We start from the raw sequence: 14,476 nt of genomic DNA, 5'->3' as shown, positions 1-14,476 counted from the left end.
TCGGCCTGAGAGGAGAGGGAGGATTCGCCATGGCATCAGATGCAACAGCCGAGATGAACCTCGGCGCACCGGAGCTTCGCAAGCCTCAATTCGAGGACTTGAAGGAGGCGCTGCGCCGCGGTGCGCAGGACTTTCGCCGCCATCCCTTCTATGGGCTGACCTTTGCGAGCTTCTACATCATTGTCGGCTGGGTGATGGTCGCGGTCACGGCAGTGACCGGGCACACCTTCTGGCTGGTGCTCGCAGCCATCGGCTTCCCGCTGCTGGGCCCGTTTGCCGCTGTGGGGCTCTACGAGGTGTCCCGCCGGCTCGAGTTGGGGCTGCCTGTGCCGCCCGGCGCGGTCTTCGGGGTGATCTGGCAACAGCGCCTGCGCCAGTTGCCCTCGCTCTGCACCATGATGGTGGTCATCTTCATGTTCTGGTTCTTCCTCGGACACATGATCTTCGCGCTCTTCCTCGGGCTCAGCACGATGACAAATATTTCAACATCTTACGAGGTGTTTCTCACCTTGAATGGCCTCAGCATGCTGGCCTTCGGAACGGTGGTCGGCGGCGTGTTCGCGCTGCTGATCTATGCCATGTCCGTAATCGGCCTGCCGCTGTTGCTGGACCGCGAGATCGATTTCATCACCGCGATGATCACCAGCATCGGTGTGGTGCGGCAATCGCCGGGGGTCATGCTGAGCTGGGCGGCTCTGATCGCCCTTCTCAGCTTCGCAGCACTGCTGCCGGGGTTCTTGGGGCTCTGGATCGTGCTGCCCTGGCTCGGGCATGCCTCCTGGCACCTCTACAGGTTGCTGGCCGCGACGCCCTGACCGGCGGGCTCGCGCCCCATGGTGATCAAGGCAAGCCGCAGGGCATCGGTGTGAGGCGACCCCAGTTCCAGCGCAAAGACATAGGCATGGGTCAGATAGAAGGCGCGCGCGTCGTCGTCTGGCGCCTGTTCAGCAGCCTCGCGGTAGAGCGTCACGAGTGCCGCGCCGTCTCCCGCCTCATGCGCGGCGCGCAGCCGCGCATCGAGATCGCTCATTCCGCGGCCCGAGCCCGGCTGCGGCTGGCCGTCAGCCGCGCCGCAACCCAGGCGTGAAACAGATGTGTCGGCCCATCCATCGCCGGCGAAAACCGTCCGCCATCGAACGAGACCGCGTGGCGGCCCCGCTGCATGCCCTCGACCACGAAGACATCCTCGACAAAGACCTCCTTCCACTGCACGGCGTTGCGCGCGCGCAGGGCCTCGTCGGTTTCGGGCGCGGCATAGAAGATATGCACATGCTCGCGGGTCCTGGCGGTGCCTTGTGGCTCCAGAATGATGGCGAACGCGTGGTCGCGGTGCACGCCGAGCAGCACGTTGGGAAAGGCGGTGATGTATTCCGCCGCCGTGTCCCACTTGGCGCTCAACCCGTCGAAATCGGGAAAGACCTGGCCGCCATCGCCCTTGATCTGCCGATAGACCAGCGTGCCTTGTCCCGAGAAAAGCCCCGGCTCTTCAATATGATAGTGATCCTCGAGGCGCGAATAGCTGTTGAGGCCGGGATGCACCCAGGGCAAATGGTAGCTTTCGCAGTAATTCTCGACCGCCAGCTTCCAGTTGCAGGCGACATCGAGCGTAAACCGGCTGTTGGCGCCGCCATGGTAGACCGGCTTGTCGAACTCGGCCCATCGCTCCAGCAGCGCCGCATTCGCGTCTTCGAAGGCAGGGGCCGTGCCCGAGATGTTGACCCAGACGAGGCCCATCCAGATGTGACTGCGCACTTCGATCAGGCCGAGCAGCGTGCGGTCGATACCGTCGTGCTGGTTCTGGCCGGGACCGCCCACATGCGGCGTGCTGACCAGGCGGCCATCGGTGGCGTAACACCAGCTGTGATAGGGACAGCGAATGGCGCCGTCGATCCGGCGCGGTTCCGAGACGAGGATCATGCCGCGGTGACGGCAGATATTCTGAAACACACGAACCTTGTTCTGCCGGTCACGCAGAAGCAAGAGCGGCATGCCCAGAAACTCCAGCGGCACCGCGTCGCCAATCTCGGGGACATCCGCTTCGGCCGCGAGACCGGACCAGCCGTCGCACAGAAGCGCCCGTCCTTCTTCCTCGAAGACAGCCGGGTCGGTGTAATGCGCGTTCGGCAGCCCGTTGGCCTCGGCAATGGGGCGGCAGACATTCGACAGATCGGTCGGGGCCTGATCCATGGTGGCTCTCCTGCGGTTCTGCCTCGAGGATACGCCAAAAGGGGCCCGTCGCGCGGCTCGGAGCGACCCGAGTTTTCCGCAGGCGACACCCGCGGGCATGCGAATGCGGACTAGCGGAACGGATCGTTGGGCTGCAAGAGCCGCTGATGAAACGGCATCAGCTCATCGAGCTGGCAGAAACCGGCGTTGCGCGCGCAGGACAGCACGCGCCCGACCGAGTCACCGATGTATTCGTAAACCAGGCGCGTCATGCGGGTCCCGGACGAGCTCTCGCGGACGGTGCGCGCCACGTAGCCGACCCAGAAATTGTTTTGAAAGGAGGTCACCCGGCTGAGATAGTTGAACGAGGCGGTCATGCCGTTGCGCCGCGCCACCGTCGCCGCAAAGCCGTCTTCGATGTGCATGATGAACCCGCGGTACTCGCGGGCGCGTGCATCCGCCGGGATCCCCTGCATTGCCATGGCGATCTTGGGCTCGAAACCGCGCAGAAAGGTGTTATCGCCATCGCGTTTGATCAGCACGAGGCCGCGGACATATTGGTCGTTGCGCACGAAACTGCGGCGCGCAAACTGATAGAACCCGCTGGGCAGCTCCTCCTCCGAGACCGGATGAACGGTCGGCCCCATGAAATCGCGCAGGTACTCGCTCGAGATCGGGCCGGTGCGCGGGCTGATCTGGTCAACCGGTTCCAGCAACACGCGCGCGTCCACTGAGAAGAATTCGCAGATGCGGGCCAGAACGTCCGGCCGCGGGAAGCTCTCACCGCTGAGATAGCGGTTGAACTGGGTGCGGTTGATGCCGAGGTCGCGCGCCAGCGCCGAGATCGACGCGTAGTCGGACGACAGCCTGCGCAGATTAGAGCCGAACATGCTGCGCAGCTGCGCTGGTGATCTGGCGGTCAACGACATGCGTGTCCTTCGGCCCCGTGCTCTCCGCAGCATACGCGTTGGTATGCCGCGACCCCTAACTGTTTTCTGGTTGAATTGCGGTTTTGACGCCAATAAGCGTCAGGTGCAGTTCGTATTTGTGTCAACCTTAGATCAGAGCGACACAAATTCCAAGCGTACGGTGCTCATTTTATGAGGTGCTGGATCGTTAACTTCTTGGTACCAATATAGTGCAGGCAGAAGGATTGGACGTGACATGATTGGCGTTGTTCTCTGGAGCGACGCATCGGACCGCAAAGCGGTAATTTGGTGCGAAGATCAGGGTGATTTGGCTTTTTTGAATTCAGCAGATGACTTTTTCCAGTCGGATGCGTTCTTCGACGCGGGGGATGTGGTGCAATTCGACATGGAGGTACAGTCCTCGATGCGCCGTGCGCACAATCCGCGTCTGGTCGTGGAGCAGGCCGGGGCAGGGCTGCCCGAGGCGCTGCGCCAGAGCGCCTCGTCCGCGGTCAGGGCGCAGACAACGGCGAAGGTGATCCCCTTCGAGCCGCGCAGTGCCCGCCTGCCGCAGGAACCGCTTCGGGTTTCGGAGGCCTGAGGCCTCTATTCACCGCGAGACAGCGCAGCGACGCCTGTCCGCGCAACCTCTGCGAGGCCCAGCGGGCGCATCAGGTCTGCAAAGGCATCGATCTTGTCCGGCGCGCCGGTGATCTCGAAGACAAAGCTTTCGAGCGTGCTGTCGACGACATTGGCACGGAAGATGTCGGCCAGCCGCAGCGCCTCGACCCGCTTGTCGCCTTGCCCCACGACCTTGAACATCGCCAACTCCCGCTCGACGCTGGCGCCCTCGACCGTCAGATCATGCACATCATGGACCGAGACGATGCGTCCGAGTTGCGCCTTGATCTGCTCGATCACCTGCGGCGTGCCCGAGGTCACGATGGTGATGCGGCTGAGGTGCCCGGTGTGATCGACCTCGGCGACGGTCAAGCTGTCGATGTTGTAGCCGCGCCCAGAGAAGAGCCCGATCACGCGGGCTAGAACCCCCGGTTCGTTCTCGACCAGCACCGCCAGCGTATGCCGCTCGACGACATCGGAGAACGTGGGGCGCAGATTGTAGGCGGAGTGGCTGGAGGAGCCTTTTTTGATTTTTAGGGGGGACATTTGGAAGGTCCTCTGGTCTTATTGTGCCACTGGGTGAGGTATTCGGGCGAAGTGTTGGTTTTCACTGGTGGGAAGTGCTGGCTTACTTCGAAAATGAAGTCTTTCACATAGGTGTCAAAGCGATCGTCAGATGTTTTGCCTTTGGGTGGCCGGTATTCGTGCATAGCTACAAGCGGGTCCAAGACCTTGCTCCTGAATCCACGGTTCAGTGGATGCTTGTCCTTGCCAAAATCTGTACTTCGGTCATTTGGAAACAGCAAGCGCCCTATATCAATCTGAACTGCGAGGGCAGTGCGTGCCCTAGCAACCAACTCAGCTTCGCCGCTCTTTAGATCCGGTATAAGTCCCAGCGTCTTTTCCGCCCAAGTGAAGATTTCGCGTTCGCGGGAGATGCGAAAGTTGGCGGTCCTGTCCCGCGCGGCCCAAATACCGAGTGCCAATGAAGACGTAATTGCAAGTAAGGACAAGACTATTGGCAGCCAAGCGAGGACGGCCATTACACCAACACGCTCCCCTTGCTATCAATCACCCCTTGCGTCTCGGCTTCGCCGAGCAGCATCTCGTTGTGGGCCTTGCCGGAGGGGATCATCGGGAAGCAGTTTTCGTGTTTCTCGACCAGGCAGTCGAAGATCACCGGGCCGTCGTGGGTGATCATTTCAATGATCGCATCGTCGAGATCAGCGGGGTCGGAGCAGAGGATACCTTTCGCCCCGAAGGCCTCGGCCAGCTTGACGAAGTCGGGCAGGGCGTCGGACCAGCTGTGGGAGTAGCGCTCGCCATGCAAGAGCTCCTGCCACTGGCGCACCATGCCGAGGCGCTCGTTGTTGAGGATGAACTGTTTGACCGGCAGGCGGTACTGCACCGCGGTGCCCATCTCCTGCATGTTCATCAGCCAGCTGGCCTCGCCCGCCACGTTGATCACCAGCGCATCCGGATGCGCGATCTGCACACCGATGGAGGCCGGGAAGCCATAGCCCATGGTGCCGAGGCCACCGGAGGTCATCCAGCGGTTGGGATCCTCGAAGCCGAGATACTGGGCGGCCCACATCTGGTGCTGGCCCACCTCGGTGCAGATGTAGCGGTCGTGCTTTTTCGTCAGCTCTTCCAGTCGGACCAGCGCGTGCTGCGGTTTGATCACCTTGCCCTTTTGGGTGAACTTCAGGCAGTCGACGGTCTTCCACTCCTCGATCTGCGCCCACCATTTGGCCAGTGCTTCCGAGTTTGTCTTGCGTCCGCGCGACTTCCAGACCTTGAGCACGTCTTCGAGCACGTGGCCCACATCGCCGACGATCGGGATATCGGTCTTGATCACCTTGTTGATCGAGGACGGGTCGATGTCGATATGCGCCTTGGTCGATTTCGGGCTGAAGGCGTCGATGCGCCCGGTGATCCGGTCGTCGAAGCGCGCACCGATGTTGATCAGCAAGTCGCAATCATGCATCGCCATATTGGCCTGGTAGAGCCCGTGCATGCCGAGCATGCCGAGCCAATTCTGCCCCGAGGCCGGGTAGGAGCCGAGCCCCATGAGCGTCGACGTGATCGGGAAGCCCGTCGCCTTCACCAACTCGCGCAACAGCTGGCTTGCCGCGGGGCCGGAGTTGATCACACCGCCGCCGGTGTAGAAGATCGGCTTCTTGGCCTTCTCCATGGCGGCCACCAGCTCCGTGATCTCTTCCATGTCGCCCTTCAGCTTCGGCTGGTAGTGCGACACCGAGGGCTTCGGCGGTTGATAGGTGCCGGTCGCAAACTGCACGTCCTTCGGGATGTCGACCAGCACAGGCCCCGGGCGGCCATGGGTCGCCACGTGGAAGGCCTCGTGGATCACGCCCGCGAGCGCATCGGTCTCTTTCACGAGCCAGTTGTGCTTGGTGCAGGGGCGTGTGATGCCAACGGTGTCGGCCTCCTGAAAGGCATCGGAGCCGATCATGAAGGTGGGCACCTGGCCCGTCAGAACGATGATCGGGATCGAATCCATCAGCGCGTCGGTCAGCCCGGTCACAGCATTCGTCGCTCCCGGGCCGGAGGTCACGAGCACAACACCCGGCTTACCGGTGGCGCGCGCATAACCTTCGGCCGCATGCACCGCACCTTGTTCGTGGCGCACGAGGATGTGGCGGATGGCATTCTGCTGAAAGACCTCGTCGTAGATCGGCAGTACAGCGCCCCCAGGGTAGCCAAAGACGGTGTCCACGCCCTGATCGATCAAGGCCTGGACAATCATTTTTGCTCCGGACATCTGCCGTTTCATATCTTTCACTCCGTGGTGGCCCGTGCTGGCCGCTTGCTCCCGTTTGCGCAAAAAAAAGCCCCCGATTTTGACGGGGGCGCATGGGTCAGAGGATGGTCTACCGTTACCGGCCCATGCGCGTGTGTCCTACGATGACGACTAGAGGTGTCATGCCAGATGGCTCCTTCGTGCTGCCGGGACCTTAAAAGTGGCGGTTAGGGCCGTCAAGGACCTATTGCGCAAAAAAATATGTCGCAGGAGAATAAATTTGCGTCACTTCCTTTCGCGACAGGCCGCCTCGACGACATTTTGCGAAAATCAGGCAGTCAGCCTCAAGAGTTCTCGATGCTCTCGATGTCCTGGCGGGCGGAGTAGGTCAGCTCCTGCACCTCTTCGGCCAGGACCTTGAACTCCTGGGCGATGATGGCGAGGCCCTTGCCCGCTTCACCGGCGCGCGAGGCCTCGACGGAGGCGTTGATCGACATGGAGCGGACGTATTTGCCGATGCGCTCAAGCCGGCTGAGTCCTTCGCCAAGCCGCGTGGCCGATTGCATCGCACGTTCGAGTTGCGTTGCGCGACCGTCGTCGACCTGGACCCAGATGTGCTCGGTCAGCGCGGTGACCGCGTCGAAAAAATCACCCTGCGCGTAAGCCACATAGGTGTCGAGACCGTCGGGCTCCGCCGCGTCGCCCTCCTCGGCAGTGTCGCGCAGGCCGTCTGTCATATCGGCCATGCGGGCAATCGCCGTGAGACCACCGCGTTGGTCCTGCGCGACCGTGGCAAGCCAGGCGCTCAGCGCCTCGGGCAGGTCGTCGAATATGGCCTTGCCGCACAGCACGTCATGGGTATGACGCAGCGTCCCGGCCTGGGCCTCCGCATCCTCTTTCAGGGCTGCGCGCTGCTCCTCCGTGGGGTCGGCAGCGAGCTGGCTGACCTTCAGCGCCATGCGCATGACCAGCGTGCGCAGCGTCGCCACGCGGTCGATGGCTGTGCGAAAGGGGAGGGTGTCGATGGTCGCCGCGTCAGGCGTCGTGATCTCGGTCTGTATGGTCATGCCCTCGGTCTAGACCGTGTGCACTTAACAAAACTTGAACGGTTGACCGCCTGATCAGAATCTTGCGCCGGTTCCCTGCAGAACCCCGTGCTCGAGCGCGTATCGGGTCAGCCCCGCCGTGCTGGAGATGCCCAGTTTGCGCTTGATGTTCTTGCGGTGCGTCTCGACGGTGCGCACCGAGATGTCGAGCGCGATGGCGACCTCCTTGTTCGATTTGCCCTGCGCCAATTGCAGCAGAATCGTCTGCTCGCGCCCCGTGAGCGCCTCGCGCGCGTCGTTCTGCTTGGGCTCAAGCGATCCGCGCGCCCCGGTGCAGAGGTAGCGCTCGCCGGACATCACCACATCGATGGCCTGTTTGATCTCATCCGTCGGCACGTCCTTGAGCACGTAGCCCATCGCGCCGTGGCTGAGCGCGGAGGAGATGTATTCCGGGCTGTCGTGCATCGACAGCACTAGGATGCGCGTGTCGGGACGCTGTTCGAGGATGATCTCGGTCGCCGTGAGGCCACCCATATCCGGCATGTTCAGATCCATGAGGATGACGTCCGGGTCGAGTACCGGCACCTGGGCAATCGCATCGCGCGCCGTGTTGCAGGTGCCGACCACGTGGATGTCGTCGTAGCTTTCGAGGATCGACTGGATGCCTTCGGCGACCATCGGGTGGTCGTCGACGATGAGGATTCTGATCGGGGTCTGTGCGGTCATGCGGGGACTTTGGGGCGGCTGGGTGTTTCGGGTTCGGGCGGCAGCAGGTGCGAGAGCGGCACGCTCACCTCGATGATGGTGCCGGGGCGCCCGCGCGGCTTCGACAGGCGCAGGTGACCTTCGAGCTGTTCGACACGTTCCTGCATGTTGCGCAGCCCCAGCCCCCCGGTCGGGCCGTCCTCGGGCAGGCCACGGCCGTCGTCCTCGATCCGCAGGGTCGCGCCTTTCTTGTGGCCGCGCAGGTCGATCTTGACGTGGCTGGCGTGGGCGTGCCGCTCGATGTTGGTGAGGGCCTCCTGCGCAATGCGGTACATGGCGATCTTGGCCTCGCCGTCGAGCCGGTTGCGGAAAACCACCGTCTGGAAACTCACCTCGAGCCCCGTGCGTTCCTGAAAGTCGTCGGCCAGCGCCTTGATCGCGGGACCGAGACCAAGGTCGTCGAGCACGCCGGGGCGCAAATCACGGCTGATCCGCCGCACCTCGGAGATCGCCTCGCCCAATGTCTCGATGCCCTTCTTCAAGGGATCGGCTGCGCTGGCATCGCCGCGGTCGAGCTTGCGGCGCGCGGTGTCCAGTGCATAGCGCACGCCGACCAGCAGCTGGCTGATGCCGTCGTGCAATTCGCGCGCCACCCGCCCGCGCTCTTCCTCCTGCGCGTCGAGCACGCGCTGGGTCAGGTTCTTCAACTTCGCATCCGCCAGCCTGCGTTCGCGGATGTTCAGCCCCATGCCCGTGAGGAAGACAGCGAGCAGGGCGGCCAGGGTGATCATGCCGATATAGAAGAACGTGCGTTGCACCCGCGACTCCACATCCGCGCGCGCAGAGGCCACGGTGGCGAGCACATCGTCGATGAAGACGCCCGTTCCCACAGCCCACCGCCAGCTGGGAAAGCTGGTCACATAGGTGATCATCCGCGCTTCCTCGCCCGTGGAAGGCTTGGGCCAGAGATAGCTGTGATACCCCGCGCCGGAGCGCGCGATGGTGATCAGCTCATCAACGATGGGGGTGCCTTCACTGTCGGCGAGCCCCGACCAGTTGCGGTTGATCATCTCGGTCTGGCGCGGGCTGACTAGGTTGGTGCCATCGTAGTCGTAGACGAAGAAGAACCCGTCCGTGCCATAGATCATCGCCGAGAGGATCTGGGCCACGCGGTCCTGTGCCTCCTGATCATCCGGCGCGGCGTTGCCATAGATGAAGTAGAACCCGTTGCGCGCCTGGGTGACGTAATTGGCGAGCTCGGCCTTCTTCGCTTCCAGAAGCTGGGTCTCCAGCGCCTTGATCTCGCGCTCGGCCAAGGTGCGGGACTGGTAGGCCACCAGCACGGCAATCGCCGCCACCGCCGCAATCAGCGGGACGGTGGCCACCAGCGACAGCTTTTGTGCATAGCTGGGGCGGAAAAGAGCACCAATCCGTTTCATGGCAGACTGGTTACGTGGAAATTGGGGCGAATCAAAGTCAGATCGCGCCCGATCCCGGTGACGATTCGACGAGGGATGGTGACGCGCCGCTGAAAATCGGCCAAAAAATATGACCAAATTGGCCCAAATGCTGCCGATCTACGCAGTAGTAGGTATTTCATTTGAAATCCGGCTCGCTAGTGTGGCCACACTCGAAACGACCCGGGCGAACTTCCGCGCCACGGGCGACATATCTGGGAGGATTATCCAAGATGAACCGTCGTTCATTTCTGAAGACATCTGCATTGGGCGGGTCTGCCGCCGCGGCCACGACACTGGCCGCACCTGCGATTGCACAAGGCAACCGCGTTCTGACAATGGTGACATCCTGGCCGCGCGGCTTCGCCGTTCTGGACGATGCGGCGACCTACTTCGAAGAGATGGTCGGGGCGATGTCCGATGGCACGCTGACCATCGACAAGAAGGCGCCGGGCGAGCTTGTGGGCGCGTTCGAAGTCTTCGATGCGGTCTCGTCCGGTCAGGCCGACATGTACCACTCGGCCGATTACTACTTCATCGGTCAGCACCCGGGCTATGCCTATTTCACAGCCGTGCCGTTCGGCGGCACCGCACAGGAAGTGACCAACTGGTATCACCACGGCGGCGGCCACGAGCTGCACACCGAGCTGGGTGAAATCTTCAATCTGAAGTCCTTCATTGCCGGCAACTCGGGCTCGCAATCCGGTGGCTGGTTCCGGAATGAGATCAACTCCGCCTCCGACTTCAACGGCCTGAAGTTCCGCATGCCGGGTCTCGGCGGCAAGGTGCTCGGCGAGCTGGGCGCATCCGTGCAGAACATCCCGGGTGGCGAACTCTATCAGGCGCTCAGCTCCGGCGCACTGGACGGCCTGGAATGGGTCGGCCCCTTCGCGGACGAGCGCGCGGGCTTCCAGGAAGTGGCGAAAGTCTACTATACTGCGGGCTTCCACGAGCCGGGCTCCGCGCTGGCGGCGGCCTGCAACCTCGACGTCTGGAACGACCTCAGCCCCGCGCATCAGGCGATCATCTCCAACGCCGCCATGGCGACCACGCACACCCAGCTGGCCGAAACCCTGGCCAACAACGGCGCGGCACTGGCACGGCTGCAGGCACAGGGCGTGAAAACCCTGCAATTCCCGGACGATGTGTGGGATGCCTTCGGCGCGGCCTCCAAGAAAGTCATGGACGAGAACATGGGCGACGAGATCTTTGCCAAGATCCGCGGATCCTTCGAGGAGTCGCTGGCGCAAAGTTCCGACTGGCTGCTCAAGTCTGACGGCTTCTACGTGGCACAGCGCAACCGCGTGCTGGCCAACGGCTGATCGAACCATCACACCGGAAGGGGCTGCGGCAGGCGGCCCCTTTCACCACGCAGGCCTGCGGGCCTGACATCCGGGCGAGACCTTGCAGCGTGAGAAGAGGCGCGCAACAAGGGAGGGGGACATATGGAAAACGACGCAAGCGAAGCCGTAGGCTCATTCTCCATCATCGTCGATGGGGTGCTCTGGTTCTTCGCCAACATCGGCCTGTCGGTCTATAACTTCTTCTACGCGATCACGCATCCCTCGCTCTGGCTCGACTGGTCGAACAAGGAAGCGATCATGCGCTTCGTCTACTACGGCGGATCGGTTGAATTCTTCTTTGTCGTCTTGACCGCCTTCCTGATCGTCTTTGCGGTCGGCCTGTGGCGGAACGAATTCCTCTGGGGCTGCGTTCGGGCGCTGGAGGGTTTTGCCAATACCGTCGGCCGGTTCTTCGCCTGGGCGGGGCTCCTGATGGTGATCCAGCAGATCGTCATCGTTTTCATGCAGCGGATCTTCACCCGGCCCGACATTTCCATCGGCTTCGGCATCCCGCTGCAATTCGATATCAGCTGGTTCGCGGAAGAGTTGAAGCTCTACAACGCGATGGTGGTCTGCCTCTGCATGGCCTACACCTTCGTACAGGGCGGCCACGTCCGGGTCGATCTGGTCTATTCCGCCGTCGCCTTCCGCACCAAGAAGGTCATCGACATGTTCGGCGCCGTGTTCTTCATGATGCCGGTAGCGGTGATGATCTGGCTTTACGGCTGGTTCTTCCTGTGGCGCCACCTGATCGTGCCGAACCCCTCGGCCTCCGACACACTGGACCGGCTGCTGTTGAAGTCCCGCGCGCTGCGCTGGAATGTCGAGACCATCGGCTTCAGCCCGAACGGCTTCAACGGCTATTTCCTCTTCAAGATCCTGCTCTGCGCCTTCACCGCGATGGTGTTCCTGCAAGCCGTGGCGATGTTCTTCCGCTCGTACCTGGAGTGGAAGGAAGGCCCGGAGAGCGAGAACAAGTACCTCGACCGCGACAGCTTGGGCGAGGGCGAAGAGGCCTACGAAGGCACACACTAACGGACGCCGCGACATACGCAGCGCAATGAGGGACTGAACTCATGTTTTTCGGACTGGACGGCGTAGAAGTTGGCCTGATCATCGTTTTCATCTGCCTGTTCGGCGGCATCCTCTCGGGTTTTCCGGTGGCGTTCGCCATCGCGGGTGCCGGGGTGATCTCCTTCGGGATCATCGCCGCCCTCGACAGCGCCGGGCTGCTCATCCACCAGGCCATCGACACCGGCAGCCAGGTCTACCGGGATCTGGTGAACTCCGGCGTGAAGCCCGATACCATCTCCGTCTTCCGATACCCTGACTTGCCGCGGGTCGAACTGCCGGTCTTTCCACAAGGTTGGGAGACGGCGCTCGACCGCAATGTCTCCTTCGTGGTGAACCGCATGAACGAGCGCGTCCTCGCGGGACAGTCCATCGAGACACTGCTTGCCGTGCTGATGTTCGTGCTCATGGGCATCACGCTGGAGCGCTCCAAGATCGCGAACGACCTGCTGACCACCATGGCGCGCGTCTTCGGCCCGCTGCCGGGTGGCTTGGCCGTTTCCATCGTGGTTGTGGGTGCGTTCCTCGCCGCCTCCACCGGTATCGTCGGCGCGACGGTGGTGACCATGGGGCTGCTGGCACTGCCGACCATGTTGCGCAATGGCTATTCGTCAGAGCTCTCGACCGGTGTCATTGCCGCGTCCGGGACCTTGGGGCAGATCATCCCGCCCTCCATCGTCATCGTGCTGCTGGGCACCCTGGCGGGCGATCTCTACTCGGCGGCGCAGGAGCAGCGCGCGACCGTTGCCGGCTGTACCGACGCGCTGACCTACCTTGGCGAGCCCGCGGTGCTCTCGGTCGGCACCCTGTTCCAGGCGGCCCTGCTGCCGGGCATCATGCTGGCGCTGCTCTATGCGCTCTATGCCTTCGGCTATGCGCTTCTGAACCCCGACAATGCGCCCGCGGTCGAAATGGGCAGCACCAACGCCGAGCCGGTCACCCGCAACGAGGCCTTCACCTGGTTCCTTGGCGCACCGCTGGCGATTGTCGTCGGGGCCATACTGCTGGGCAATCTCAACGTGATCGGCGACCAATCCACGACCGTCTCGCGGTTCTCGGACATCGGCGAGGGCGCGTCGCTGCGCACCAATGTCGGGCCGGAATGCGAGGCCTCGATGATCGAGCTGCACGGGCAGGCGGCCTGGGACGCTGCCGTGGCGGAGCAGGCGGCCATCAATGAGGCGGGCGGCGTGCAGGCCTCCCGCGCCCTCTCCGAAGAGGAACTGGCCGAGGCGCGCGCGGCCAAGATCGCGAATGCTGCCCCCATCGGCACCGGCATTGGCATCATCATCGTGCTCACCTCGCTGTTCCTGACCACGGCCCGCGGCGTGTCGCCGTCCGCGCCGCCGCAGCCGCTGATCATCGGGGCTGTGGGAGCCATCCTGATGCTGCTGGTCGACATCATCATGGTCGGGCCGGCCACAAGCTCGGGCACGATGGCGGCACTGATGGCGCTGCCCTTTGCCGCCCTCATGTACGGTGTGACGCATGCCACGAAGATCTGCGCGCAAAACGAGCTGATCCGCGTGGTCTTCCCGCCGCTGGTGCTGATTGTCGCGGTGCTGGGCTCCATCCTCGGCGGCATCACCAACCCGACACCAGCGGCCGCCCTTGGGGCAGGGGGCGCGATCATGCTCGCCGCCTACCGCAAGCTCAAGGATCAGGATCGCACGCCGAAGGTGATCATCTGGGCGACGCTGGCGATCATCGTCTGCATCCTCGTGGGCATCAACTTCGACCTGCGCATCAACAACGGCAACGTGGGTTTTGAAAGCTGGTTCGCCTTCATCGTGGCCTATGCCGCCTACCTCTATGCGCTCTTCGGCCTGCTGTTCTCCTGCTGGGTGCTCTACACCTCGGGCGTTCTGAGCCCGGTCGTGCGCGAGACGGCGAAGGTTACCAGCATGGTCTTCACCATCCTCATCGGCTCGCAGCTTCTGAACCTCGTGGTGATCTCCTTCGGGGGCGAGCACTACATCCAGCAGTTCCTCAAGAGCTTCGACAATGAGTTCAAGGTCTTTCTGATCGTGATGATCGTGCTCTTCGTGCTGGGCTTCGTGCTTGATTTCCTGGAGATTATCTACATCGTGATCCCCATCGTCGGGCCGGTGATCTATGGCGGCAGCTTCGACCCCAAGTGGGTGACGATCATGATCGCGGTCAACCTTCAGACGTCGTTCCTGACGCCGCCCTTCGGCTTTGCGCTCTTCTATCTCCGAGGGGTCGCGCCGAAGGAGGTGACCACGGGGCATATCTATCGCGGGATCATCCCCTTCGTGCTGATCCAGGTGGCCGGTCTGGCGTTGCTCTGGACCTTCCCGGGCATCGTGACCCTGGTTCCGGATCTGATCCCGAACTGACGGCGGTCTGATCAACGAACAGAAAAAGGGGCCGCGTG

14 protein-coding genes are annotated in these 14,476 nt (G+C 62.7%); 5 read left to right on the top strand and 9 right to left on the bottom strand.

Annotated elements, in window-relative coordinates:
* Positions 1-29: 29 nt before the first annotated feature.
* Entirely contained in the window at positions 30-815 is a 786-nt protein-coding gene (locus tag MUB52_RS06375) for a DUF2189 domain-containing protein (protein ID WP_404818196.1), read from the top strand.
* Here the strand turns inward: MUB52_RS06375 and MUB52_RS06370 are convergent.
* The 3 genes from MUB52_RS06370 to MUB52_RS06360 all read right to left on the bottom strand — a co-directional run bounded on the left by MUB52_RS06370 (position 788) and on the right by MUB52_RS06360 (position 3,128).
* On the bottom strand, positions 788-1,030 hold the full coding sequence (locus tag MUB52_RS06370) for a hypothetical protein (protein ID WP_263843363.1): 243 nt from the start codon (positions 1,028-1,030) through the stop codon (positions 788-790). The two genes, MUB52_RS06375 and MUB52_RS06370, sit on opposite strands and share 28 nt — an antisense overlap.
* Positions 1,027-2,187, bottom strand: a complete 1,161-nt coding sequence (locus tag MUB52_RS06365) for an aromatic ring-hydroxylating oxygenase subunit alpha (protein ID WP_263843362.1) — start codon at positions 2,185-2,187, stop codon at positions 1,027-1,029. Before MUB52_RS06365 ends, MUB52_RS06370 begins: the two co-directional genes overlap by 4 nt.
* A 110-nt stretch (positions 2,188-2,297) precedes the next feature.
* The gene (locus MUB52_RS06360; RefSeq protein WP_404818195.1) at positions 2,298-3,128 is read right to left on the bottom strand and encodes a helix-turn-helix domain-containing protein; all 831 of its coding nucleotides are present in this window, start codon (positions 3,126-3,128) and stop codon (positions 2,298-2,300) included.
* Between the two features lie 283 nt (positions 3,129-3,411).
* Between MUB52_RS06360 and MUB52_RS06355 the strand changes: the two genes are divergently transcribed.
* A complete protein-coding gene (locus tag MUB52_RS06355) occupies positions 3,412-3,675 on the top strand; it encodes a hypothetical protein (RefSeq protein WP_263843360.1) in 264 nt (87 codons plus the stop codon).
* A 5-nt stretch (positions 3,676-3,680) separates the two neighbouring features.
* Here the strand turns inward: MUB52_RS06355 and ilvN are convergent, their stop codons facing one another.
* The 6 genes from ilvN to MUB52_RS06325 form a co-directional block, all read right to left on the bottom strand.
* Positions 3,681-4,241 (bottom strand): acetolactate synthase small subunit, encoded by a 561-nt coding sequence (ilvN, locus tag MUB52_RS06350; RefSeq protein WP_263843359.1) that lies wholly within the window; start codon positions 4,239-4,241, stop codon positions 3,681-3,683.
* Entirely contained in the window at positions 4,229-4,738 is a 510-nt protein-coding gene (locus MUB52_RS06345; protein ID WP_263843358.1) for a hypothetical protein, read from the bottom strand. Before MUB52_RS06345 ends, ilvN begins: the two co-directional genes overlap by 13 nt.
* On the bottom strand, positions 4,738-6,489 hold the full coding sequence (locus MUB52_RS06340) for an acetolactate synthase 3 large subunit (RefSeq protein WP_263843357.1): 1,752 nt from the start codon (positions 6,487-6,489) through the stop codon (positions 4,738-4,740). The genes MUB52_RS06345 and MUB52_RS06340 overlap by 1 nt, the downstream gene beginning before the upstream one ends.
* 311 nt (positions 6,490-6,800) lie before the next feature.
* Positions 6,801-7,523, bottom strand: coding sequence for a methyl-accepting chemotaxis protein (locus MUB52_RS06335; RefSeq protein WP_263843356.1), 723 nt, complete (start codon positions 7,521-7,523; stop codon positions 6,801-6,803).
* 54 nt (positions 7,524-7,577) lie between these two features.
* The gene (locus MUB52_RS06330) at positions 7,578-8,228 is read right to left on the bottom strand and encodes a response regulator transcription factor (RefSeq protein WP_263843355.1); all 651 of its coding nucleotides are present in this window, start codon (positions 8,226-8,228) and stop codon (positions 7,578-7,580) included.
* A complete protein-coding gene (locus MUB52_RS06325; protein ID WP_263843354.1) occupies positions 8,225-9,646 on the bottom strand; it encodes a cache domain-containing protein in 1,422 nt (473 codons plus the stop codon). Before MUB52_RS06325 ends, MUB52_RS06330 begins: the two co-directional genes overlap by 4 nt.
* 251 nt (positions 9,647-9,897) lie before the next feature.
* Between MUB52_RS06325 and MUB52_RS06320 the strand changes: the two genes are divergently transcribed.
* The 3 genes from MUB52_RS06320 to MUB52_RS06310 all read left to right on the top strand — a co-directional run bounded on the left by MUB52_RS06320 (position 9,898) and on the right by MUB52_RS06310 (position 14,438).
* The gene (locus MUB52_RS06320; RefSeq protein ID WP_263843353.1) at positions 9,898-10,986 is read left to right on the top strand and encodes a TRAP transporter substrate-binding protein; all 1,089 of its coding nucleotides are present in this window, start codon (positions 9,898-9,900) and stop codon (positions 10,984-10,986) included.
* A gap of 123 nt (positions 10,987-11,109) precedes the next feature.
* Complete coding sequence (locus MUB52_RS06315; protein WP_263843352.1) at positions 11,110-12,042, top strand: TRAP transporter small permease subunit; 933 nt, start codon at positions 11,110-11,112, stop codon at positions 12,040-12,042.
* A 41-nt stretch (positions 12,043-12,083) separates the two neighbouring features.
* Positions 12,084-14,438: a TRAP transporter large permease subunit gene (locus MUB52_RS06310; RefSeq protein WP_263843351.1), complete on the top strand. Its 2,355-nt coding sequence runs from the start codon at positions 12,084-12,086 to the stop codon at positions 14,436-14,438.
* Positions 14,439-14,476 lie beyond the last annotated feature (38 nt).

Source organism: Roseobacter sinensis, from assembly GCF_025755255.1.
GTDB lineage: Bacteria > Pseudomonadota > Alphaproteobacteria > Rhodobacterales > Rhodobacteraceae > Roseobacter > Roseobacter sinensis.
This window is presented reverse-complemented; position numbering and strand designations above follow the sequence as displayed.

Coding starts and splice junctions, on each gene's coding strand:
- MUB52_RS06375 (WP_404818196.1), top strand. CDS start 30: ATGGCATCAGATGCAACAGCCGAGATGAACCTCGGCGCACCGGAGCTT.
- MUB52_RS06370 (WP_263843363.1), bottom strand. CDS start 1,030: ATGAGCGATCTCGATGCGCGGCTGCGCGCCGCGCATGAGGCGGGAGAC.
- MUB52_RS06365 (WP_263843362.1), bottom strand. CDS start 2,187: ATGGATCAGGCCCCGACCGATCTGTCGAATGTCTGCCGCCCCATTGCC.
- MUB52_RS06360 (WP_404818195.1), bottom strand. CDS start 3,128: ATGCTGCGGAGAGCACGGGGCCGAAGGACACGCATGTCGTTGACCGCC.
- ilvN (WP_263843359.1), bottom strand. CDS start 4,241: ATGTCCCCCCTAAAAATCAAAAAAGGCTCCTCCAGCCACTCCGCCTAC.
- MUB52_RS06345 (WP_263843358.1), bottom strand. CDS start 4,738: ATGGCCGTCCTCGCTTGGCTGCCAATAGTCTTGTCCTTACTTGCAATT.
- MUB52_RS06340 (WP_263843357.1), bottom strand. CDS start 6,489: ATGAAACGGCAGATGTCCGGAGCAAAAATGATTGTCCAGGCCTTGATC.
- MUB52_RS06335 (WP_263843356.1), bottom strand. CDS start 7,523: ATGACCATACAGACCGAGATCACGACGCCTGACGCGGCGACCATCGAC.
- MUB52_RS06330 (WP_263843355.1), bottom strand. CDS start 8,228: ATGACCGCACAGACCCCGATCAGAATCCTCATCGTCGACGACCACCCG.
- MUB52_RS06325 (WP_263843354.1), bottom strand. CDS start 9,646: ATGAAACGGATTGGTGCTCTTTTCCGCCCCAGCTATGCACAAAAGCTG.
- MUB52_RS06320 (WP_263843353.1), top strand. CDS start 9,898: ATGAACCGTCGTTCATTTCTGAAGACATCTGCATTGGGCGGGTCTGCC.
- MUB52_RS06315 (WP_263843352.1), top strand. CDS start 11,110: ATGGAAAACGACGCAAGCGAAGCCGTAGGCTCATTCTCCATCATCGTC.
- MUB52_RS06310 (WP_263843351.1), top strand. CDS start 12,084: ATGTTTTTCGGACTGGACGGCGTAGAAGTTGGCCTGATCATCGTTTTC.